Source organism: Hyphomicrobium sp. (assembly GCF_003987855.1).
Lineage (GTDB): Bacteria > Pseudomonadota > Alphaproteobacteria > Rhizobiales > Hyphomicrobiaceae > Hyphomicrobium_B.
In genome coordinates this window covers 21,028-44,244 of sequence record NZ_RXIZ01000021.1, presented here as the reverse complement: position 1 = coordinate 44,244, position 23,217 = coordinate 21,028, and the positions used below count along the sequence as shown (strand labels likewise).

Below are 23,217 nucleotides of genomic sequence, written 5' to 3'. Positions count from 1 at the left end.
AGCGCCGCGAACTCGGTGCTTTTCGCTCAGGCAATCTCGACCTGAGCTGCCCTGTCAAAGCAATCAACTGCAGGTCCAGACGTAACCGATGGGCGTGAGCAACCAGCACGCACCGACACCATAGTCGTACCAGCGGCCATGCCAGTATCGCCGCCCTGTGCCGTACCAGACGCCGCCATGGTAACGATGGCCGACTACAAGACTATTCGTCCCGACATGCACGTTCTTATTGACACGCACGTTTCTGTCGACATGGACATTTCTGTTAACACGCGCATTTCTGCCAACGTGTGCATTGGTTCGGCCATGCACATGAGCCGCGTACGCCGACAAAGGTGACAGCAATCCAGCAGATAGCCCACATATTATTGTTATTTTTTTAGCATACGCTCCGCTCCCGGTATGGACGCAACACGAAGGACGATTTCGTGGCGCGCGTCTGCCAAGTACGTCAGCATACTGATAAATCACGAGTGTTGATCTAGAACAAGCGGCGATTGCTTGCCTGGATAGAATTCAGCAATTGCCAGGTCATTGCCGGAAAGTCGCTTCGCAATGCGATTTCAACGCTGGGCCCATCTCGCCGATTGGCCAAGATCGTTTGGAACCATGAGCGCGTAACCCAGTCAATATCCGCCGCAAGGTCTGGAATGGGTTACAAAAAGACTGGGCTCAGACCGCCTCAACGTCCGTTTCTGAACCGAAAGTAGGAATCGGCTAACACGCGCAGAGTTCCGCTCCGTGTTAGGCTCAAATGTCGGCAAGTGGGATCAAACGGACATTTCGCAAGAGTAGCTTTGGAGAGAAAGCATTCGTCCACCGCTCGATCTCATTGCGGATCATTCCGGTGCGATGTGCGTCAGCTGCTCTCACGAAAGCGGACAATGATGGTTTGTCGACTGAGGGCCATCAAGTGACGTGTTCCATCGGATTTCTTCGCTCGAATGATACCTCCGCCGCAGACTGGAATTCTTAGCGCTGTCGGACACTGATCGCGTTTGATCGCTCCCTCCTAAACGGCCTTTTCATCGCCCGCTGAAAGACCGGAGCCTGTCAGTGGCACCCGACGATTGAACGGCTCTGACGTGTCATCTGCCTACTGAGATAGATCAGAGAATCACGTTCACATGCCCCGATGTATCTCGGGGAACACGTTATTTCACGTCAACATCCGTTAGCCTAAGAGTTGGAGTCGTTTGGTTCCCAAATCGTGAGCGCAGCTTTCGGAGTTCAAAATCAACAGATGTGGGTCCCGTCAGCGAGCTGAATAGCTATGAAACAAACAACGGCATTTTTGTTGGCGGGCCTCACTTTACAGTTCGTTGCGGGCTCACAAGAGACGCAAGCAGCAGAGGGAGGATTGGGTTTCTATCTTCTGGGCTCAAAGACAAGCCTTGCAGGCTTTGTTCCGCCGCCCGGAACCTACGTTGCGGACTACAACTACTTTTACAGCGGCAGCGCCCCAATCAATTTCAATATCGGTGGCGTTGATGTCACCGGTGGCGTTGACGCGAACGCATACATCAAATTGTTTACCGGGCTCTGGACCGCGCCCGACAAGGTACTGAGTGGCAACATCGCCTTCAGCGTTTCGGTCCCGATCGGCTGGAAAGATGTCTCGGCTGGCGCGGCCGTGGATGTGTTGGGCCACGTTTTACAGCCAAAATTCGAGGATGATGGCGCTCATATCGGCGATCCTGTCCTAGGGGCGTCGTTAGGATGGCACGAGGGCAGCTGGCACTGGAGTGTCGGTACGCTCCTCAATGTCCCGGTTGGATACTGGAAGAAGGGAGATGTCACCAACATCGGCTTCAATCGTTGGGCAGGAGATCTGACCGGTGCCGTCACCTACCTCGATATGAAGACCGGTATCGAATTGTCTAGCGCTGCTGGGTTCACGTTCAACGGTACGAACGAAGCTACCGACTACACAACCGGCACGGAGTTCCATCTTGAGGGCGCTGCAATGCAGCACTTCTCGAAGACGCTCTCCTTCGGTCTCCAAGGCTACTACTACCAGCAAGTGACGGGGGACAGTGGCCCCGGAACGAAGTTCCTCGGTGATTTTAAAGGCAGAGTCGTTGCGCTCGGTCCCGCGCTGGATTTCTCGTTCGCATTGGGCAAGACCCCGGTCAGCGGCAATGTGAAATACTTTCACGAATTCGCCGTTGAAAACCGTCTCGAAGGTGATGCTGGCTACCTGAATTTCACGATCCCGCTCTCCGGCGGGGGACACTGAGCCGCTTACTGTGCTTCTTCAAAGACGCGTCAGCAATGGTTGCACGGCCGCATAGATTGCCGTGTCAAAGTTGATAAACTCCACACAAGTGCGGGGTTTGTTACCGTCATTTCGGTGGCAGCTTCACGCTCGCAAGGTCTGTTCCCACGATGACATCTCCGGTAAAGCCACCATCTTGGGCAGCCTTCTTGTAATCCTGCGCTGTTAGCGGTCCGCCTTGAACCTTCACGGTCCCTTGCATCGTGGCACCGATAGGCGGCGCTAGATGAGTGAGCATAAGGTACTTGGCTCCGTCTCTTTGCGCCATTGCGCCAAGATCAGTGGCGTTGCTTTGGCGGTAGTAGACCGGTGGCGGCGTGGTGGCGCCTCTCTCTGGAGAGAGAACGGGATGAATAGTCGTGTTCACGATGACGTCTGCGCCCTTTGCCAGCTTTTCGAATTCGTCCGATGTTGACGTCTTGCGCGGCGGTTCCTGAACGTCGTTAGAAGAGTCTCCACCGATCGCGATGCTGCCCGCCGGCGTGTCGACGCGGAAGGCCACATACCCTGGGATGTGAGTTGTTCGGACCGCGCTGACCTTCACGTCACCCGACGTCCACACGGCCTGAGAATCGTCCTTGGGATCGAACGTAATGACATTCAACCCTGCGACGGGTCCGGCCGCATCGATTAGACCTTTCATTTCGGCGTTGCGGTAGGCGGTTTCACCTGACTGCTCATAGGCGTCGTTGATGTGCGCGACGAATTTGCTGCAGCTCAAAGCGAACCCCAGCTGCGTTTTTGCATCCGTGCTGCAGACGACGTCGAGTTTTTGATGACCGCCAAAAATCCAGCGCATCTGAACGATATCGGAAAATCCTTCCATATGGTCGGAGTGCATGTGGGTAAAGAAGACAGCGTTGAGCTGCGAAGCTTGGACACCCACTTGCGATAGCCGCATAAGCGTGCCGCGCCCGGCGTCGAATTGCATCAGGACGGACCGACAGTCGTTGGCGTCGTCGCCATACCGTACCAGCGTCCCGGGCCCAGCGAGGCCGTTAAAAGGCGGTGGGCCGCTTGTGCCGGTCAAAGTGACCACAAGACAGGGCGCGGCTTGCGTACCATACGCAGCGGGTAGCCCTCCCAAAATCGCGAGCAGGTAAGCAGTTATGCGCATGAGCTTAGTCATGGACTTGGCCTCTTCGAGCTTTCATGTTTGCAGGCATTCTCACAAACGAAGAGCTGCAGCGTGCGAGCAAATAACAGAATGCAAACAGAGAGGTGTAATTCATGCGGATCGCACGTGACGTGTCTTGATCGTCCCGGCAACCGTCTTTGGGTCGTGCGATGTCCGAGCGCATCGCACGCGTTTTCCTGCAGGTCGCAGCTATTCTGGTGCGACCTCAGAAACAGACCCAAACGTAATAACCATCAGGGGTCATTCGCCAGCATGAGCCAACGCCGTAGGCCCACCACCGGCCGTGCCAGTAACGCCGACCGTGTCCGTAATATACGCCACCGTAGTACGACGGCCGACAACCACGTTTCGGCTTACGTTTACGTTTCGGTGAACGTTGACATTACGATTGACTCCAACATTCCTGTTCACATGAACGTTTCCGCTGCGGTGGACAGCTTGGCCGCGGTGTCCGCCGCCTCCGCGCCGCGCGTCGGCCTGGGACAATGCTGCAGCGACTCCGAAGATTAGAGCTGCTCCGAATACGAGGGCGCGGTTAATGGGCTGTTTCATAGCTTCACCTCTCTTCTTTTTATTATGGCTCTTTCGAGATAGGACGCCGACGGATACGGCGGTTTAGAGCAGCCATCTCTACCGGGAAGTTGGGCTCCGTTTCAGTCCCAGTAGCCTTTTGATCAACGTCTCCCGCGCCGAGTCTTTTTTAGGACAATCCCTGCACGGATCGGATTTGAGCAACCTATGTTGACACAATGGACCGGCATCATCGCAAGCTATGCTGAGAACAGCGGCTTGCAACGCGTCATTCCAAACGCGGCAATCGCCTGCTAACTGGCTCGCCAATGGATCGATGATCTTGGGCGAATTCATACTCATCTTCCTTTGTTGAACTCGGCATCAAGCCGGGAGAAGCTTGACGACGCTTGGGCATTGCTTCGATAAGTCCGAAGTCTCGCCGCCGGGATCAACGAGAGCAACCCAACGCCAACCAGAAGGGAACCGGACGGCTCAACTATCAGCAGTGCAGTTCATTGAACTCGATGACGCACGTCAAACGTCTCACTTCTGTGAGATTCAAAAAGCACGAGAGCCCGACTTCAACGACTATGTGGCTGCACCGGCCATCGTTTCGAATTATAATCCAATATTCGGGGGTAAGGACGAATTAGAGCGGGCGGAGCCCTGCGTCGCCGGCCGATTATAGCGTGGACCTCTGTGTTGGGACCGATCAACCGATCGAGGCGAACGGCGAGCAGGTTATTGGTTTAGGCGACACGTTTCGCAACAAGAGATGATCCAACATGGGTGTACCCGCTGAAAGCCGATTGCGCGGAGGTGGCATGAAGCCCAAGGCGATGTTGTTCGCGAGCGCGGTCGAGACTACTTTCGCCGGGTTACTTAAGCAGAATATGTGCGAGTGCTAAGTTTTTGCTCGAGTAACGGCCAACACTGCTAACGGCACACCGATTAAATTCGCGGGTTGTGCCGCTTGCGCCACTTTCGTGTACCGACTGGGCGCGCGTGATACGCCCGGAGAATCGTGTCCTGCAAAAAGCAAAGCGGTCTTAGCATTCGCTATTTACGCCAGTGGGCACGCAGCATAGCTGATGAGAGTTCTAGTCTTGGAGAACTCTCATGAAATCCTATTCGGACCAAATCGACGATCGCTATTACAGTATCCTGGAAGAAGAATTCGATTTGGCCTCTGAACTCCAGCGGTTAGGCGATGCAAGAAATACGCGCTTGCCGATACGCTCCGGGTGTTCATGGCCGCTTTGACGGCCTTGCCACCTCGCTGGAGTGAAGCAATCGCCTTTGGTACAGAACTCGCTGATATTGCGTATGACGGCAGCGAACGGGAATTTGAGCCCTTCCGCAATGCGCTCATTCGAGCGCTGTCGCTTCTGATGTTTTGGGCACACCAACGATCGCTGCACGACTTCCGCTTCCTCGGCTGTTCGACCGTACGGTGCAAAGTCGCGTTAGCGAGCGATGGAATGGTGGGCCCAATTATGGACCAATGACGGGCAGCTCAGGCGAAGGCGAGAACGCTAAAGTCATGATTGGCGCGCCGGGCAGGATGAAAGTGCGAACACTTATGTGATTGAAGTGGCGTACTAACTTCTCGGGCTCATCCCAGAAGCAGTCTTCGGCGTTCAGTAGTCAATCAGAGGCGTTCCTGATGACATCAATAACCGCGTTTGACCCACTGGAGACATTTCGGTCGCCCCAGAAGCCACAACGGACCGTCTTTTAACGCTAGCTTTCCCCCTGAAATCGAGCAGGAACTCCTCCATCCAGCGAGCGAGCACACCAGTACACTTCGGGGCAAAATCCAAATCCAGGTCGTCTTTGGGATGGTGTCAAATTGCTGCTTGAGCAAATTGGACCGAGACAAACCGCGTATCACCCGAGGACATGATGGCGAGCAGGACCTATGGGATTATTCTCGTCACCTTGTCGGCTCTTTTTTGGAGCACGGCAGGGCCGTTCGTCCGGATGGCCAATCTTGAATCTTGGACACTGATTGGTTGGCGATCCTTGTTCGCCTTTCTAACGCTGGCAGGCGTCGCGGCTTACCAACACCGGACCCGCTTGCCGATAGCCGTATTGGACATGGGGTCTGCGGGTATTGTGGCGGTTGCAATCTCAGTTCTGTCCACGATCGCCTACATCTTCGCGTTGAACTTGACGACTGTTGCCAACGTCATGATTGTCTATGCGACGTTGCCATTCATCGCCGCGCTTATCAGTTATGTCTGGATCGAGGAACGGGTCACGTTGCGCTTGCTCGGCGCAGGGCTTGCGGCCCTTACCGGCATTTTCATCATGGCTGGAGCGGCGGCGACCGCGCACGATGTCGTCGGCATCTTCTGGGCCTTCGTTATGACGGCGACTTTCGCGGCTCAGATTGTGCACACCAAGGTTCATCCCAAGCTTGACTTGAACGTAGCGATGGCTTTGGCGGCGGGGGCTTGCGGTTTGATTGCGATTCCCTTCATGGAGCCCGGACTTCCGCCGCCAGAGTCACTTCTGGCCTGCGCACTGTATGGTGGATTGACGTCTGGTTTTGCCTATGTACTAGCCCTCAACGGCGGTCGCTACATTGCCGCAGGCGAAGCTGGGTTTATCCAAATGCTCGACGTCGTGCTCGGCCCGCTTCTGGTGTGGATATTCTTCGGAGAACAACCCGGCGTGACCGTTTTGGCTGGGGGTGCTATCGTGCTGATCGCGGTTTTTTGGTATCTCGTGCCCACCGTTCGCATGCCGGCTGCGTAGGTTCACGAGCGTAGTAACTGCAGTACAGACGGATCGTTGAATTTTTGGTTTTGACCTCGCTTTTTTGCCTAGCATAGCCGTAAGATTCCATTAGCAGACACTGACCGTGCTGGTCCGGCGGCGCGCATGCGCGTCTATAGACACGTCTGCTTTTGTATGAAGAGTGGAAGGAAATTCGGCCATGCGAGCGCTAGCATATAATCCAAAGCTAACATTGGCGGTTCCGCCGTTAGGTAATCACTGAAACTCAGCTAAGCAGAGGAACCCGACATCTGCATCACGTGCGCTGAGCAGTCTGGCGGTCGCATCACAACCATGTGGCCGGGGCCGCCCATCATGCCTTGAGTCTCGTAGCCTGTTCCGGGCGTTTGGGGCTGTTGGAACGTGCAAGCAACGCAAGAACAAGTAAGCCTAAAAATGGGTCACTCCGATTCCCCTCGCGCCGAGATATGCCGTGTATAGACCCACCAGAAAGATCAGCACGCTGGAAAAGTAGGGAGCACGGCGCGCGACTTCCCCCAATCCTGACCAACGCTTGGAGGCGTGCTGGACGCTCAATGCGGCTGCTGCCCCTACAGCCACCATTGTCGCCGCCAACCCGATGCTAAAGCATAGAACCAATGCCAAACCCAGTGTGAACTTCTTCAGCTGCAGGCACAGCAAGAGCACCGTTATCGAGGCGGGGCAGGGGATCAGTCCACCGGTCAGGCCGAACATGACAATCTGCCCGGTCGTCGCATGCTGATTGGCGAAACGCCGGCGGATGTCCTCGGCATGCTCACGCTCATGAGCATCCGCATACTCCCCATCGCTTACGTCGAGGCCGTCGCTATCAGCTTGATGGTGGTCGTGCTCATGAAACTCAACGACATAGCTGTGCGCATGATTGCCATGGCTCAACCTGAGAGTTGCATTGAACTCATGCGGTTCAGGGATCTCTTCAATGGATTCAAGGTAATCCCCTCGCGAAATGAATTTGAAAATCTGCTGGGCGCCATCGTTCCTTTTGGTTTCGACCGTGAGGTCGGCCGCCACAATCTCAGTGCCGGAGAGGAAACGGATGCGCCAGCGAGGCGGGACACCGTTCTCGAACACTTCGAGACTCAGCACGCCGTGGCCCGTGTTTATCTCCCGTACCTCCTCGCCGTGATGATGACTGTGGGCCACGACCTCGCGACGGGTGCGCCACACCATCCATAGCGCCACACCGATGATCAGCATTGCGGAGACCAGCTGCAGGTAAGGCTCGGTCGCTTCGGTATTAAATTTCGCACCAAAATGAAGCCCAGCCAGCGCGATCGCCCACACCACGGCTGTGTGGGACAGGGTGGCCGCCAGTCCGAGCAGCACGGCCTGGCCAACGGTGCCGCGAATCGCAACGATAAAAGCCGCCATCATCGTCTTGGAGTGTCCAGGCTCGAGGCCATGAAGCGCGCCAAGGAGGATCGCGCTCGGGATGAATAGCCAAGCGTTGCCGGATTGGAGGAGAGAGGAGAAATCGGTCATCACTTTGACAGACGTTTTAAGCCTAACCCATCAAAACACCCCTGCGCCAGGGCGGGGGACAGCTCGTCAATGGGCAAACGTTGGGTTTTGCGTCGACTTCACGGCAAATACTTTCACTTCAGATACGACCTCACGACGTCGATGAGTTCATCGGCACCCGCCGAGCGCTCCTCGTTGTTCTTGGCCGCGACGACATGATTTCGAATGTGGTCTTCGATCAGCTCGACGGTTAATCCGTTGAAAGCACCACGGACGGAAGCGACGAGTTGCAGAATGTCTGCACAGCCGACCTCAGCTTCCAGGCCCCGTTCAATCGCTTCGATCTGACCCTTTAGACGCCGCACCCGGGCCATGAGCCTCGATTTTTCCTTGATCATGTGCGCCATCACCGCGTCTCCCGACAATAATATAGGGCGGTACCCTATATCCACCGGGCAGGCTCGTCACGATTTTTGCGGGCCGCGGCAGTCCACACGTTGTCCAGCCACGGTGATGCGAACTCCGATTGGAAAGCGGGCATCACCAACGCGTGCGAAGCTGTAGCTCTGCTTTCGGCTAAAATGTCTGCAAGTTGGCGCGGGCCCTACGTCGTGCTAGTGCACTCCGGCTGGCGCTGAGAGTGCATCACATGACCACTGCGGACTGGATCTCTGCGTTCCCTGGACTCAACAAGCTCGACCCTGAGATCACCAAATCGCTCATCGAGGCCAGCAAGGTGGTGCATCTCCCGGCAGGCACGCGGATCTTCGGACCTGGTCAGGCGCCTCAAGCCTATCTGCTCGTCACGGCAGGACGTGTTCGAATCCAGCAAACATCCGACAGCGGACGGGAGATCGTGCTCTATCGCGTGTCGCCCGGCGAGAGCTGCGCGCTGACGACGGCGTGTCTGATGGGTTTTGAGGACTATCAGGCCGAAGGGATCGCCGAAACCGACGTCGAAGCCGTCACGATTCCGCGCGCGACGTTTGACGATCTCATCACTAGATCGCCGGAATTCAGAAAATTCGTTTTCACTGCGTTCGGCGTTCGCATCACCAATCTTTGTCGCGTGATCGAAGATATCGCATTTTCGCGCATCGATGTCCGTCTGGCGCAGCGTCTGCTCGAACTTGGCGGCGATCGGGGACGTATCGAATTCACGCATCAGCAGATGGCGTCAGAGCTCGGCACCGCGCGGGAAGTCATCAGCCGTCAGCTCAACGAGTTTCAGCGCCGCGGATGGATCGCAACGTCGCGCGGCATTATCGATATCAAACAGCCGCAAGCGTTGAGACAGCTCGCGGCCGCCCCTTAGATAAAGCTGCCCATCTGCGGCGATCAATACTCTTTCGCGCCACAATAACAAAAAAATTTCCTCTTTTAGTAATGTGACTTGGTCACATACTTCTACGCTGCCGGCGCATAGTAGTATTCCAATCCACAAGGGAGGAGGCGCCGATAATGACGAACATGGGATCATTCGACCGTTACGCCCGGATCTTGCTGGGCGTCGTGCTGCTTAGCCTTGTTTTCGTGGGGCCGAAGTCGCTTTGGGGGCTGGTGGGTCTTGTGCCGCTGCTCACGGGCCTTGCCGGATTTTGCCCGGCCTATCGCGTCGCCGGGGTCGACACTTGTCGGCACCAGGGCAAGTAACAGACGAGCGTCGGCATGCTTTTTGTCTTCGTTTTTCCGAGCGAAGTCGTCGGCGATCTCGGCGACGGGTGGGCCCGCTCGGTCAGACCTTACTCAGGAGACCTCAGATGACCGCAATTCCCCATCCCGTCGATCTCAGTATCAAACCCGAGGTCACCGGCTTCTTCGACGAGCAGACCAATACGGTCAGCTACGTGGTCAAGGACCCCAAGTCGCCGTCATGCGCCATCATCGACAGCGTCATGGACATCGACTACGCGGCGGGCCGCATCAGCTATGAATCGGCAGATAGGATCATCGCGTTCGTGAAAGAGCGCGGGCTGAAAGTCGAGTGGCTCATCGAAACGCACGCGCATGCCGATCATTTGTCGGCCGCGCCCTACATTCAAGGGAAGCTCGGCGGCAAACTCGGTATCGGCGAAAACATCACGATCGTGCAGTCGGTGTTCGGCAAGATCTTCAATGAGGGCACCGAGTTTCAACGCGACGGCAGCCAGTTCGACCGGCTTTTCAAAGACGGCGATACCTACAACATCGGTACCGTGACAGCGTTCGCCATGTTGACGCCGGGTCATACGCCCGCTTGCATGACGCACGTCATCGGAGATGCGGCCTTCGTTGGCGATACGCTCTTCATGCCCGACGGCGGTACGGCACGCGCGGACTTTCCAGGCGGCGACGCGCGCGTTCTTTACAAATCGATCAGGCGCGTCCTCGAACTGCCGCGCGAAACGCGTCTCTTCATGTGCCACGACTACGCTCCGAACGGGCGGGAGATCAAATGGGAGACGACCGTGGGCGAAGAACGCGCGAGCAATATTCACGTGCGCGACGGTATGAGCGAGGACGCGTTTGCGAATATGCGCCAGGAGCGCGACGCGACACTTGGACTTCCGAGACTCATCATTCCATCAATTCAAGTCAACATCCGAGGCGGCAACCTCCCCGAGCCCGATGCTGCGGGCAACCGCCACCTCAAAGTGCCGATCAATCAGCTTTGATTTTGAAATCACCAGCTTTCGCGGAGGGCCGATGCAGCCGAAACAACTGACGCCTGAACTGTCCGTCATGGGGCAATTGAGCGTCTCCGATATTGCCGATGTCAAGGCGTGCGGTTTCGCGTCCATCATCTGCAACCGTCCCGACGGCGAAGGATCGGATCAGCCTTTGTTCGCCGAGGTCGAAAAGGCGGCCAAGGCGGCAGGCATCGAATCGATCTACATTCCCGTGTCGTCAGGGATGGTGACAGACGAGCAGGCGGTGCAATTCGCGAAGGCGCTGGCCCAGCTGCCAAAGCCCGTTCTTGCCTATTGCCGGAGCGGCACGCGCTCCACCACGCTCTGGGCACTCGCGCGCGCAGGCCATCAACCGATCAACGAGATCGTCGCCTCGGCCGCTGCCGCGGGTTACGATTTGTCCGGCGTCGCCAAGCGCCTCGCCAAGGCTGGAGTGATCGCGACCGACAAGCCGGCTGCCAGCCATGAAATCGTGATCGTCGGCGGAGGTGCTGCGGGTGCGGCCGTAGCAGCGAGCCTGCTGCGCCGGAATAGCAAACTGGACATTGCCGTGATCGATCCGGCGGATACGCACTATTATCAACCCGGATGGACGATGGTCGGCGGTGGCATCTTCCAGGCTCCTTCTACGGCGAAACCCTTGGGTGCTGTGCTTCCGCGCCATGTCACCTGGATCAAAGCGGCGGTTGCCGGCTTCAACCCTGACCACAACGCGGTGATTGTCGAAGGCTGCCGCGCGATCCGCTACCGCCATTTGATCGTTTGCCCGGGCATCAAGCTCAACTGGACTGCTATCGAAGGCCTGCCGGAGACGCTCGGCAAGAACGGCGTTACGTCGAACTACCGCTACGATCTCGCACCTTATACCTGGGAACTCGTCCGCTCGATGAAATCCGGACGAGCTCTGTTCACTCAGCCGCCGATGCCGATCAAGTGCGCAGGCGCGCCGCAAAAAGCCATGTATCTCTCAGCCGACCACTGGCGTCGTTCAGGGACACTCGACAATATCGACATCGAATTCTACAGCGCCGGCGGCGTTTTGTTTGGCGTGCCAGATTATGTGCCTGCGCTCATGGAGTATGTGCGTGCCTACGATGTGGCGTTGAAGTTTTCGCTTAACCTCGTGGCGATCGACGGTCATGCGAAGGTTGCGTACTTCAATAGGAGTGGACCTGACGGGAGTTCCGACACGATCAAGTCAAACTTCGATATGATCCACATCGCGCCGCCGCAGATTGCGCCGGACATCATTCGCAATAGTCCGCTGAGCGACAGCGCAGGCTGGATTGACGTCGATCCGTCAACCTTGCGGCACAAGCGTTACGCCAACATCTATGGCCTGGGCGACGCGACGAACACTCCAAACGCGAAGACCGCGGCGGCAGCTCGAAAGCAAGCGCCCGTCGTTGCTGAAAATATCCTCTACGACATGGGCGAGCGCGCCGTGCAATGCGAGTACGACGGATATGGATCGTGCCCGCTCACGGTTGAACGAGGCAAGATCGTTCTCGCTGAGTTCACATACGGGGGCAAAGTCGCGCCGTCGTTCCCGTCTTTCATCGTCGATGGCACCAAGCCTTCCCGCGCCGCGTGGATACTGAAGGAGCGCATTCTTCCACCGATCTATTGGAAAGCCATGCTGAAGGGCCGCGAGTGGCTCGCGAAACCCAAGGTCATGGCGTGATGTTCGCACATGATGCGCTGGCAACGTTCTCCGGTTCGATTGTCGGGTTTGTGCTTGGCCTAATAGGTGGCGGCGGCTCTATCCTTGCGGTTCCATTGCTCGTGTATCTTGTCGGCGTCCAGTCGCCCCATGTCGCAATAGGCACGAGCGCCGTCGCAGTTGCGCTCAGTGCGCTGGCGTCGCTTGCGGGACACGCGCGCGAGCATCACGTCAAATGGCGTTGTGCCGTTGTCTTTGCCTGCGCCGGCGTCGCGGGTGCCATCCTCGGCTCCTCGCTCGGCAAGGCATTTGACGGTCAGAAATTGCTGCTCTTGTTCGGCATGCTGATGATCGTGATCGCAGGGCGCATGTATTGGAAGCGGAGCGGCGACGGCAACGCCGCTGTCAGGTTGAGTGCGTCGACAGCGCCCAATCTCTTGCCATACCTGCTTCTGTACGGCGTTGGCGTCGGCGCCTTATCCGGATTTTTCGGGATCGGCGGAGGGTTCCTCGTGGTGCCCGGACTTATGGCGGCCACCGGCATGCCGATGATTTACGCCATCGGTTCATCGCTCGTCTCTGTGGCCGCGTTCGGCCTAACGACGGCGGGCAACTACGCCGTATCAGGAATGGTCGACTGGGTGCTTGTCGGCTACTTCATTTGCGGCGGCATCGCTGGCAGCTTTTTTGGCCGGCTTGCAGGACGATATCTTTCCGGCGAAAAGCAACTGCTTTCTCAGGTCTTCGCAACGATCGTCTTGCTTGCCGGTCTTTTCGTAGTCGTTCGCGCCTTGCCGGAGGTCGCCGGCTAATTTCCGCGACCCCTGTAACGGGTATTGGCTTTCACGCGAATAGCGATCACGGGAGGAACCAAGAATGAAAGAAAAGTCACTGATCGTGGTCATAATCGCCGTTGCGGCGGCCCTTCTTGCATTGCCGGCCCGAGCTCAAAGCATGATGGATCAGGTCGATTTTTCTTCCGACGCCTACTCCAAGGCTGAGATGAGTCGGGATGAGATTGTCGCTGCGATCTCGAAGCTCAAAGTCGGCGAAAAACTCGATCTTTCAGGGAAAGCTCTCAATGGGCTCGATCTGTCTGGTATCGACCTCCGCCGGACGAACCTGCAGGCGGCCCGCCTCATGCGCGCCAATCTTTCCAATGCCAACCTAGAAGGCGTGAACCTTGACTCTGCGTGGTCGCTGAATTCAACTTGGAAAGGTGCCAATCTTAAGGGCGCCGGCATGTTTCAGACCCAGCTTCAAGGTGCAAACCTCGACGGTGCCAATCTGTCAGGTGCGCACATCGCGGGTGATTTTTCGAAAGCTAGCCTCAAGAACGCGATTTTCGATGGTGCCGACCTTTCGCCCAATGAGAGCAACCAATCGATGGGTCTGATGCGGGGCACATTCCGCAACACAGCACTCGACGGAGCCTCTTTCAAGAACGCCAAAATGCGCCGGTCACTGATAGAGTTTTCGTCCCTTCGCGGGGCTGATCTTACGGGCGCCGATTTGACAAACGCGGAACTCGGAGGTTCCAATTTCGACGGTGCGAATCTTTCCGGCGCCGACGTGAATGGCGCCGACTTCACGTCAGCTGGCACTGCCGAGATCAAGAACCTCAATGAGGCGAAAAACTTAGCCCAGGCGAAAGGGCTGCCTGCAAATTTGCGGTGACGGCGCAAGAGCTCGCGACGAGCGATCCGAGTGCGTATGTACGGCGCTAAAATAGCAGCGGAAGCTCACGGCGATCCAAAGAGGACACTAAGCTTCCGTCGCAGCGATGGCGCACGTCGGAAGTCTTGCCAAAGGAAACGCCATTCCGAGAGAGCTATGCGGAATGGATTGTTACTTGGCTCTCGGCCCTTGAGGCCAAACTTCAGAGGCTCGGTTTCAGGTGCCTTCGCAAACGTTCCGAACATTCGGTCGAACACAATGAGTATCGAACCATAGTTCTTATCGAGGCAGCTTTCATTAGAAGCGTGATGTACGCGGTGATGCGTCGGCGTGTTCAGTATCCATTCAAGTGGTCCGAGCCCGATCGGAAAAGCCGTATGCAAAAAGAACTGGTAGATGAGGCCTAGCCCTAGGACGAGGCCGATTGAAACCGGATGAAAGCCCACGAAAGCAAGTGGGACGAAAAACAGAAATGCGCCGCTCATTGTACCCGTCCAACCCAATCTTACGGCTGCGGACAAATTAAAGCGCGTCGCGGAATGGTGAACTGCATGGGTGGCCCAGAACCAGCGTATCCGATGCGAGGCGCGATGGAACCAATAGTAGAAAAACTCAACGCCAATGAAGAGAACGATCCAGCTCCATACGGTATTCAGCGGAATATCGAACAGCCGGCGCTGATAACTAACGTATAGGGGGATTGCGACGATACTTCCCGTCAGGATGCGGGTCGTGAGGTCGCCGACAGCAACGCCTATGGACGCTACTGTCTCTTTTGCATCGTGATCGTCTCGGTGAAGGGCCAGCTTCACGTAGATTAATTCAACCGCAATGAAGACGAGCGCGATGGGAAAAAATGCAAAGAGCGGTTTGGGCGTGCTGCTCAGAAATGCCGGCAGATCAGGCATCAAAGTATCTCGCTTAAGTGAAATGCCAAAGTTCAGCTACGCTCAGCGAGGTTCTCGGGCGGCCGCGACGGATTGGATCGCTAAATCGATCGCCGAACGACATTCTGCGCTAACTCTGTCCGCGTTCGCAGCCAGACAACGAAGTATGCGGCCGCCTCCGGGAAAGATGCCTCCGCACAGTCTGAAACGGTCGTCGCTGCACGCCGATACGGCGGCGCGCGCAGCCGGATTATGGACAATCGCGTCGATTTCCGCCTGGGTCAGATTGGGCGGCGGCACCGAGTGAGCGAGTGCAACGTTCGACGTTGCCGCCAACGCGGCAAATGTCATCAAGGCAGCAAGGATTGTAGGGCGCATGGCGTACTCTTTTTGCGAAAATGGTAGTCGGGCGGGCGGCCGAGCGCCCCGCGCGCTCAGCCTTGCCCCTTTGCAATAATCTCAGTAGCGAGACACGCTGCTGTCGCGCGTCACGGCGCCACCGTATGGTCCATTAATTGTCGCGGAATGATTGCACGTCCCTCCGGAGCAGCTCGTGCTGCCGTTGCGCGTCGCAGTCAGTCCGCGAGGCCCTGTGAAACTCTGTGATGAGCTGCACGAACCATTGGCGCAGGAACCGGATCCCGAAGAATGCCAGCTATTGCCGCGAGGGCCGCTGCCGCCCCCGGAACGCTGCCAGCCAGCTTCGGCGACCGAAGCGCCCGCAACCATCAGTGCGGCGGCGACGCAAAATTGCGCAGCCAACCTCTTTTTCAGGAACATGGGGTCGTCTCCTTGTATTTCGTCACAGCCCCTGTTGGCGTGACGATCAGGAGATTGGCGGCAGGTCGTATCGGTGGTGTTTCAAGAACGGCGTTAATCTTTACGTTTTGTAACAGGTCCTCGAAGGGCTTGCGCCGGAGGCATGGCTTCCGTCACATCCTGTCATGACGAAACGACCTCATATCCTCATCATCGAGGACGATCCGGAAATTCGATCCCTCGTCCAAGATTACCTCCAAAAGCACGGTTTTCGCGCTGAAATGGGGGACGGTGGAGCGGCGCTCGATCGGCATCTGTCGGTCTTTGGCGAACCCGACCTTATTGTGCTCGACATCATGCTTCCCGGCGAGGATGGACTGTCGATCTGCCGGCGGCTGCGAGCGTCATCGCGCGTGCCCATCCTCATGCTGACGGCACGGGGTGAAGACATTGACCGCATCATCGGACTTGAGATCGGCGCCGATGATTATCTTCCTAAGCCGTTCAACCCGCGCGAGCTCACCGCGCGCATTCGAGCTATCCTGCGCCGAAATGAGCCCCGTCCCGTCGCGAAGAAGCGTCTCAAGCTTCGCGATTTCGTTGTCGATTTAGAAGCTCGGTCGGTCATCGACGCGGAAGGCAGTGTCGTTGAACTGACGAGTGCGGAATTTGATCTGCTAGAATGTTTCCTGACACGGCCGGGCCGGGTTCTATCTCGCGAGCAGTTGATGGACTGGACGCGTGGGCGGCGTTCGGAACCCTTCGACCGCACGATCGACGTCCAACTCAGCCGTCTGCGCAAAAAGATTGATCAAAGCGAACCGCCACTATTCAAAACCATGCGTAATGCCGGCTACATCCTCACAGCGCGCGTCGAGGAGGCCTGAACGTGCTGTCGCGCCTCGGTTTTGCCGGACGTATCTCCTCTATTCTCCTACTTGCCCTGCTAGCTCTTTGGGCGCTCGGCGCTGCTCTCAGCTACGTCACACGAGCGCCGCTCGTCCCAGCTCCGAGCCCTTTCCCTCTTCCGCACCAAATCGCAGCGATTGTTGAACTCCTCGAAAAGGGCGATGCCGAACAGAGGAAGATCATTCTGAGTGCGGTAAACACCGACACACTGCAGGTTACGCTATCCGAAATGGCCCCGGAGGCAACGCCGGGACAACGCCGCCTCAAGGGTATCGAATGGCTCGTCGGGCAATACGTCAATGCCCTAGGACCGCGTGAGTTGATCGCGACGATTCCGTCGGGTAATTTTGCGGGAACTCTGCCTGACAGTCCGATTGGACGTCTTTCTGGGTCGATCCGCATCGGCGTAGCCCTTAACGGTGGCGGATACGTCATCTTCCAGCCTCGCGGTGAGATATCGCGCCGTCTTTTCGGCGTGCCCCCTGGATATTGGCTCGGCTTCCTTGGCGCGCTCGTCGGTATTGCGGCCTTGTTTGCAGTTTGGCGGGAGGCCCAACCGCTCAGGGAGCTATCGCGCGCCGTCTCGCGCTTCTCGGGCGATGGCAATCCGCTTCTGATTGTCCCGCGTGGCGCGCCGGAGTTGAAACGGCTTATCGATGAAACCAATCGCATGCAGGAGCGGATCGCGACGCTGCTCAAAGGACGAACCATCTTACTGGGCGCGGTCTCGCACGATCTCAAGACCTACATCACGCGGCTGAAGCTGCGCGCGGAGATGATCTCAGACCCGGATCAGCAGGCGCGCGCCGTGGGCGATCTCGACGAGATGACCATTCTGATTGAAGATGCGCTCGCCGTCGCGCGCGGCGGATCGGAACAAGATCGAGCTAGCATCGTCGATCTCACCGAACTTTTTTATCTGCTCCGCACCGATCACCCGAGTATAGAGCTTTCTATGCCAGATGCGCCGTTGATCCTGACGGGTAGCCCGGTTGCACTTCGGCGTCTATTTACGAACCTCATCGACAACGCCCTACGTTATGGCGGTAAATCACCAAAGGTTACGGCGGACGCGAGGGGCGACCGGGTGCGGATCACGATCGATGATGACGGGCCCGGAATACCTCCGGCCGAGCGCGCCCTCGTGTTCGAGCCCTTTTATCGACGCGAGCACTCACGGAGTCGCGAAACAGGTGGGACGGGTCTTGGACTCGCCATCGCAAAGCAAATCGTCGATTTGCACAGCGGCGCGATCATTATGGCCGATTCCCCTAAAGGGGGATTGCGCGTCGTCGTCGAGTTGCCCTCAGGAATTGACTGAAACGTCGGCGTCGATATCCAAACGCTAATGTCAGCGAAATGCGCGACTGAGTTGAGTCCAAATGCTAAAATGCCTTCAACTTGTATCTTGCGGCCAAGTTGAGCAGTCCGCTGGCCTCAATAAGCTAACCTGGCCGTCGATGGTTTCCGCTTTTGCCAGCCAACTTCTGCTATTGAGATAAAGCAGCCTGCCGCGCCGTCGCAACGCCGAGATAGCCGCAAGTTACGCCGGAGCGCATTGTCGGTGATTTATGGAACCCCCAGCGGAACCCCACATAAATCAAGAATAATCGGAAATTGGCCGACCAATTGATTTAGCTGACGCGCCAGTAAGGATTCGAACTTACGACCCCCCGATTCGTAGTCTGGCGTCAGGCTAAGATCGGTTCGAGATGATTGTTCCACTTGGTCAGTGCTTCCCGCTTTTCATTGTCGTAGGTGTATTGGTCATATACGCGACCCGTCACCGTGCCACGCCGGACGCTTACATGATTTAGCACCAGCGACACGATAAATGGACTTACTCCCAAGCTCGCCATTCCAGTCGCGCCTGTTCGCCTCAAATCGTGGATGCGGAAATTATCAATCCCGAGCGCGTTGCGAGACCGCTCCAAGGCTTTTGTGGGCGCGTGAGCGTCGATCCTCTCTTTTTTGGATCGGTAAAGCTAGGGAACAGCCAGTGTTCATTGCCATTGCTCAGCTGGATGGCGTTCTTGATCAGTTTCACCGCCAGCGGTGTCAACGGCACTCGATTGGAATGACCGTTTTTCGTTCGAGCCCCCGGAACAATCCATACGGGTGAGTCACCGTCGATACTGAGTTCCGACTTCGCGATTCCAGCGACTTCGCCGATACGCTGGGCCGTCACCAGAGCTAGCTGAATGATCAACGCGGTCGCGCGCGTCATCTTCAACTCGCCGTTCATAACTACACGATCGCCCGTCTGGCATCCCTTTGTGAGCTTGCGACGTGCTGTGGGCGTGGCTTCGAGCGAGCTCCATAAACGACGAAGCTCGACGGCTTCAAGCTCCCGCTCGCGAACCTTCTCTCGCTTTATCGGTGGGAGACAGGCCTGCGGTGGGATCCGTTTGGACGATGTCTCTGCTCAGCGCCCAAGGGCGACGCAAGAGCGAAGACTGCGAAGCGCTCGCGTGTCGTTGGTTCAAATCCAGCCCCCGCAACCAACTGATTTGTAACGATTTATAGCCGAGATAGATCCTGCCAGATTTGGCCGCGAATTTTGCCTTTTGTTGGCAAATACCAACGCCTAAAACCGCACGATTTTGAGCTTTTGTGGTTCCACCCAAATCACCGGCAACGTTGTCAGGCGATTGGGGAGACGAACCATGGCGCGAGGCCAGGAAGTTGGAGCTTCCCAGCCTCAAAGTTGAATGCAAATATTTGACGCGTTTAGCAGCCGTGGCGCCATAGGCACCGGCGGAAACCTGGTCCACCCCAACCCCAACGATCCGCGCAGATATGGCGCCACCTATAGCAACGGCCATATCCGTAGCCTGGTCCGCCATAGAAGCCGTACCCATAGCCGTATCCAGGACCGTACCAGGGGCCATGCCAACGGCGATAGTAGTATGCCTTCTGCACCAGCGGCTGACCGCTCGATACCGTCACGGAAGCCACATCACCGACGCTTGGCGCGGCCATTGCTGAAGTGGACAAGACGCTCGCAAGCGCAACTAACCCGAACACGATTTTTTTCATTGAAGTCTCTCCAATCAAACTCCGATGGAAGCGACTGAATAAATCGAAAAATAGGTCATCGTTTGCGCTTACGAGAATTTATAGAAGCTGAATGCTCGTTCAGTTCCACCGGTGCCCTGTCGCTTCCGGCGGCGCATCCATCGCTGTCTAAAAACTCGCCGGTTGCGATCAATCCGCTCTCTTACGCAGGAGCGGACTTTGCGGCTTCCTCTGCGACAACCCTCTTATCGGGCAAAGCTTCTATTCAGGCTTGATTGCTCGATAACGGGATCGCCTAGCCACGCATGCAGGCGGGCCCAGTCTGTTTGGTGGAGCGCATGGCCGCCGATCAATTGAATTTCGGCGCGATAGTTTCGATCCGGTTCTCTCTCAGACCAACCCCAGCCTATGGGTCCTTCCGAGCGCTCGAGCTGATCGCATCACGCGATTTTCCATCTCGTCCCCATCCTTACGGATCACTACGGAGGACGGTCACCCGACTCATTGTGCATTTGGGCGGCCGACGCTATTGATTACTTAGCTGACAAAATGAAAAGCTAGTTTCATGGACCGGGACTACACAATCTTGATCGTGGCGCGCGATGCGGGCGCCTGGACCGAGCTCGCAGAGGTTCTAGCTGATCGCAACGGCTATCGCGTGCTCTTTGCGACTACCGGTTCGGATGCCCAGCAGCTCATCAGGGACGTCCACATTGACTTGGTGGTTGCCGAAGAGGGAACAAAGGATTTTGATGGCTGCGCCTTTCTTTCCAATTTGCGCATCTCCCATCCCGACATCGTTCGTGTCCTCGTGCTTGCCCAAGCCGCAAGCCGCCAATCGAAGGCGTTTAAGGAAGCCTCGGTCTATCAGTACGTCCGCAAACCTCTTGAGGTCGAGCAGATCGCACTCATCGTCAAGCGGGGGCTGGAAAGCAGAGAACTCGCTCGTCGCCATCGGCTAATATCGCGCGAGTTCAAGATGAGCGAGGACAGTATGACCTCTCAGCAACCGCATGACTTGCGTTTGATCCGCGAGGGGCAGCAGTTTGAAAAGCTCGTCTACGTCAGCGAGAAGATGGCAACGATCTGCGCGATGGCGAAGACGGCTGCGAGAACGGACCTGCCGATCCTCATTCTAGGCGAAACAGGAACGGGCAAAGAGCTCCTCGCGCGGGCGATCCATTATAACTCGCCACGCAAATCGAGCCCGCTTCTGATGCAGAACTGCGGTGGTATGAACGATGACCTGTTGCAGTCGGAACTCTTCGGGCATAAGCGCGGCGCCTTCACCGGCGCCATTTCCGATCGCCTGGGCCTCTTTCGCGCCGCCGACGGCGGTACAGTCTTTCTTGATGAGATTTCCGAGGTCTCGCCATCATTTCAGGTTTCGCTGCTGCGCTTCTTGCAGGAAGGGGAAGTGAAGCCTTTGGGTTCGGACCGGACAACGCACTCGAACGTGCGCATCATCGCCGCCTCGAACCGGTCGCTCTCGGAGTTGGTGGCCGCGCGCGAATACCGTCGCGATCTTTATTACCGCTTAAAAGGAATAGAGTTCGAGGTCCCGGCTCTCCGCGATCGCGTCGCCGATATTCCGGCGCTCGCTGAGTTTTTCGCGGCGAAGCACAGCGAAAGCATGGGCCGCAAGATTCTCGGTCTCTCGGCAAATTTATTGGAAAAGCTCTCGCATTACGACTTCCCCGGCAACGTGCGCGAATTGGAGAACGAGATCCGGCGCCTTGTCGCGCTGACCGGTGACGGCGAATACCTTACGACGCGACATCTGTCGCCGAACATTCAGGACGCCCCCCGCCGCGGTTCCGCGAACCGGGATCGAGGATTTGTACCCGATGGCAAGACGCTGAAAGACCAGGTCGAGAGCCTCGAGCGGCATTTGGTGGAGCAGACGTTGAAGCGTTATCGGTGGAACCAAAGCAGGGCTGCTGAGGAACTCGGTTTATCCCGGGTAGGACTTTCGAATAAGATCCGGCGTTACCGCCTCAACGAGGAAAACGCGTCATGATGAGTGGGGGGGCTGGCGACAATAAAAACGGCCCGGCAGAGATCGTTTCATTTCCTTATTCGCGGGTCAGGCCGAACCCGACGTCCGATTTGGAGCGCGCGACGTTTGGAACGCTCGCGCGGGAAATCGGCCTTCCCATCGAGCAGACGACGGGACACTGGTGCAGCTACTGTCGGAAAATATGGTTCGGCTACTTGCTTGAAGTTGCGTGCCCCACATGCGGCAGCCGCCAAGGCTGACTTGGCGCGCGGTTTAGCAAAGCAAGTTTGCGGCTGCTTAGATACTTTACAGCGTCGTTCACGCTCTCGGCTCGCGAGATTCTTCCGACGCAGCGCGGGAAGATTTTGAAATCGCGAGGCATTCAAAATTTTTTTTGGACTGGCCTGCTTCTTGCTCCCCTTAACGATGAAGGCGAATTCAATCGCCGGGCTCAGGGGAGGATTAAATGGCCAATCTTTTGTGGCTCCAGGGCGGCGCATGTTCTGGCAATACGATGTCGTTTCTCAATGCCGAGGAGCCGAGTGCGTGCGATCTCGTCACTGATTTCGGCATCAATGTTCTCTGGCATCCGTCTCTCGGAATGGAGCTCGGAGAAAATCTCCAGAAGCTGATGCGCGCGCTCGTGAGCGGGCAGGTGCCTCTCGACATCTTTGTTTTCGAAGGAAGCGTCGTCAAAGCTCCGAACGGAACCGGAGAATGGAACCGCTTCGCCGGGCGCCCGATGATGGATTGGGTACGCGAGCTTGCCAATGTCGCTTCCTTCACCGTCGCCGTCGGAGATTGCGCCACGTGGGGCGGCATTCCGGCGACAGCGCCGAACCCATCTGAGAGCGTTGGCCTGCAATTTTTGAAGCGCGGACACGGCGGCTTTCTCGGTAAAGATTACAAATCGAAAGCCGGGCTTCCCGTCATCAACATCCCAGGCTGCCCGGCCCATCCAGACTGGATCACGCAGATCGTCGTCGCCGTTGCCACCGGCCGTGGCGGCGATCTCACGCTCGATGAATTCCAGCGGCCGAAAACGTTCTTTCAGAGCTTTACGCAAACAGGCTGCACTCGGAACATGCACTTCGCCTACAAGGTTTCCGCAACGGAATTCGGTCAGCGCAAGGGATGCCTGTTCTACGACCTTGGCTGCCGCGGACCGATGACGCATTCGCCGTGCAACCGCATTCTCTGGAATCGCCAATCGTCCAAGACCCGCGCTGGTATGCCATGCATGGGCTGCACCGAGCCGGAATTCCCCTTTTATGACCTCGCGCCCGGCACCGTCTTTAAAACCCAGACAGTGATGGGCGTCCCGAGAGACATGCCGCTAGGCGTCGACAAGACCGGCTACGTGAAGCTGACTGCGGCCGCGAAGGCGGCGTCTCCGAAATGGGCCGAAGAAGACATCTTCGTCGTTTGATCCAACCAATAAACATTTCGATCAGATCCT

Annotated in this window: 20 protein-coding genes and 1 pseudogene; 13 read left to right on the top strand and 8 right to left on the bottom strand. The window is 57.0% G+C overall.

Annotation, left to right across the window (positions count from 1 at the left end; translation table 11 throughout):
• Positions 1-63: 63 nt before the first annotated feature.
• Complete coding sequence (locus EKK30_RS17155) at positions 64-240, bottom strand: hypothetical protein (protein WP_290986834.1); 177 nt, start codon at positions 238-240, stop codon at positions 64-66.
• Between the two features lie 1,033 nt (positions 241-1,273).
• Here EKK30_RS17155 and EKK30_RS17150 point away from each other — a divergent pair.
• Positions 1,274-2,239, top strand: a complete 966-nt coding sequence (locus EKK30_RS17150) for a transporter (RefSeq protein WP_290986833.1) — start codon at positions 1,274-1,276, stop codon at positions 2,237-2,239.
• Between the two features lie 106 nt (positions 2,240-2,345).
• On the opposite strand, the gene EKK30_RS17145 is transcribed toward EKK30_RS17150, so the two are convergent.
• Positions 2,346-3,407, bottom strand: coding sequence for a hypothetical protein (locus EKK30_RS17145; RefSeq protein WP_290986832.1), 1,062 nt, complete (start codon positions 3,405-3,407; stop codon positions 2,346-2,348).
• A gap of 1,175 nt (positions 3,408-4,582) precedes the next feature.
• On the opposite strand from EKK30_RS17145, the pseudogene EKK30_RS17140 reads away from it, so the two are divergent.
• Positions 4,583-4,669: pseudogene (locus EKK30_RS17140) on the top strand (AraC family transcriptional regulator); the annotation flags it as partial.
• Between the two features lie 1,162 nt (positions 4,670-5,831).
• A complete protein-coding gene (locus tag EKK30_RS17135) occupies positions 5,832-6,692 on the top strand; it encodes a DMT family transporter (protein ID WP_366927362.1) in 861 nt (286 codons plus the stop codon).
• Between the two features lie 411 nt (positions 6,693-7,103).
• Here the strand turns inward: EKK30_RS17135 and EKK30_RS17130 are convergent, their stop codons facing one another.
• Positions 7,104-8,198: a nickel/cobalt efflux transporter gene (locus EKK30_RS17130; RefSeq protein WP_290986829.1), complete on the bottom strand. Its 1,095-nt coding sequence runs from the start codon at positions 8,196-8,198 to the stop codon at positions 7,104-7,106.
• A 113-nt stretch (positions 8,199-8,311) separates the two neighbouring features.
• Complete coding sequence (locus tag EKK30_RS17125; RefSeq protein ID WP_290986828.1) at positions 8,312-8,584, bottom strand: metal/formaldehyde-sensitive transcriptional repressor; 273 nt, start codon at positions 8,582-8,584, stop codon at positions 8,312-8,314.
• 242 nt (positions 8,585-8,826) lie between these two features.
• Between EKK30_RS17125 and EKK30_RS17120 the strand changes: the two genes are divergently transcribed.
• The 6 genes from EKK30_RS17120 to EKK30_RS17095 all read left to right on the top strand — a co-directional run bounded on the left by EKK30_RS17120 (position 8,827) and on the right by EKK30_RS17095 (position 14,186).
• Positions 8,827-9,492, top strand: coding sequence for a Crp/Fnr family transcriptional regulator (locus tag EKK30_RS17120; RefSeq protein WP_290986827.1), 666 nt, complete (start codon positions 8,827-8,829; stop codon positions 9,490-9,492).
• A 146-nt stretch (positions 9,493-9,638) separates the two neighbouring features.
• Positions 9,639-9,830, top strand: a complete 192-nt coding sequence (locus EKK30_RS17115; protein ID WP_366927361.1) for a DUF2892 domain-containing protein — start codon at positions 9,639-9,641, stop codon at positions 9,828-9,830.
• 107 nt (positions 9,831-9,937) lie between these two features.
• Positions 9,938-10,831, top strand: a complete 894-nt coding sequence (locus tag EKK30_RS17110) for an MBL fold metallo-hydrolase (RefSeq protein ID WP_290986825.1) — start codon at positions 9,938-9,940, stop codon at positions 10,829-10,831.
• A gap of 31 nt (positions 10,832-10,862) precedes the next feature.
• Entirely contained in the window at positions 10,863-12,530 is a 1,668-nt protein-coding gene (locus tag EKK30_RS17105; protein WP_290986823.1) for a bifunctional protein tyrosine phosphatase family protein/NAD(P)/FAD-dependent oxidoreductase, read from the top strand.
• The gene (locus tag EKK30_RS17100; RefSeq protein WP_290986897.1) at positions 12,530-13,321 is read left to right on the top strand and encodes a sulfite exporter TauE/SafE family protein; all 792 of its coding nucleotides are present in this window, start codon (positions 12,530-12,532) and stop codon (positions 13,319-13,321) included. Before EKK30_RS17105 ends, EKK30_RS17100 begins: the two co-directional genes overlap by 1 nt.
• 64 nt (positions 13,322-13,385) lie before the next feature.
• The gene (locus tag EKK30_RS17095) at positions 13,386-14,186 is read left to right on the top strand and encodes a pentapeptide repeat-containing protein (protein WP_290986821.1); all 801 of its coding nucleotides are present in this window, start codon (positions 13,386-13,388) and stop codon (positions 14,184-14,186) included.
• Positions 14,187-14,251: 65 nt separating this feature from the next.
• On the opposite strand, the gene EKK30_RS17090 is transcribed toward EKK30_RS17095, so the two are convergent.
• Entirely contained in the window at positions 14,252-15,094 is an 843-nt protein-coding gene (locus EKK30_RS17090; RefSeq protein ID WP_290986819.1) for a sterol desaturase family protein, read from the bottom strand.
• A 923-nt stretch (positions 15,095-16,017) separates the two neighbouring features.
• On the opposite strand from EKK30_RS17090, the gene EKK30_RS17085 reads away from it, so the two are divergent.
• Entirely contained in the window at positions 16,018-16,719 is a 702-nt protein-coding gene (locus EKK30_RS17085; protein ID WP_290986816.1) for a response regulator, read from the top strand.
• 2 nt (positions 16,720-16,721) lie between these two features.
• Positions 16,722-18,062 (top strand): ATP-binding protein, encoded by a 1,341-nt coding sequence (locus tag EKK30_RS17080; RefSeq protein ID WP_290986815.1) that lies wholly within the window; start codon positions 16,722-16,724, stop codon positions 18,060-18,062.
• A 370-nt stretch (positions 18,063-18,432) separates the two neighbouring features.
• Here EKK30_RS17080 and EKK30_RS17075 read toward each other — a convergent pair whose 3' ends face one another.
• From EKK30_RS17075 to EKK30_RS17065, 3 genes are all read right to left on the bottom strand, one after another.
• Positions 18,433-18,600, bottom strand: a complete 168-nt coding sequence (locus EKK30_RS17075) for a hypothetical protein (RefSeq protein ID WP_290986813.1) — start codon at positions 18,598-18,600, stop codon at positions 18,433-18,435.
• A 20-nt stretch (positions 18,601-18,620) separates the two neighbouring features.
• A complete protein-coding gene (locus EKK30_RS17070; RefSeq protein ID WP_290986812.1) occupies positions 18,621-18,968 on the bottom strand; it encodes a tyrosine-type recombinase/integrase in 348 nt (115 codons plus the stop codon).
• A 503-nt stretch (positions 18,969-19,471) separates the two neighbouring features.
• Positions 19,472-19,780 (bottom strand): glycosyl hydrolase family 5, encoded by a 309-nt coding sequence (locus EKK30_RS17065; RefSeq protein WP_290986811.1) that lies wholly within the window; start codon positions 19,778-19,780, stop codon positions 19,472-19,474.
• 544 nt (positions 19,781-20,324) lie between these two features.
• Here EKK30_RS17065 and EKK30_RS17060 point away from each other — a divergent pair.
• Both EKK30_RS17060 and EKK30_RS17055 read left to right on the top strand, forming a co-directional pair.
• Positions 20,325-21,779 (top strand): sigma-54 dependent transcriptional regulator, encoded by a 1,455-nt coding sequence (locus EKK30_RS17060; protein ID WP_290986809.1) that lies wholly within the window; start codon positions 20,325-20,327, stop codon positions 21,777-21,779.
• Between the two features lie 445 nt (positions 21,780-22,224).
• On the top strand, positions 22,225-23,187 hold the full coding sequence (locus tag EKK30_RS17055) for a hydrogenase (RefSeq protein WP_290986807.1): 963 nt from the start codon (positions 22,225-22,227) through the stop codon (positions 23,185-23,187).
• The last annotated feature ends 30 nt before the right edge of the window (positions 23,188-23,217 follow it).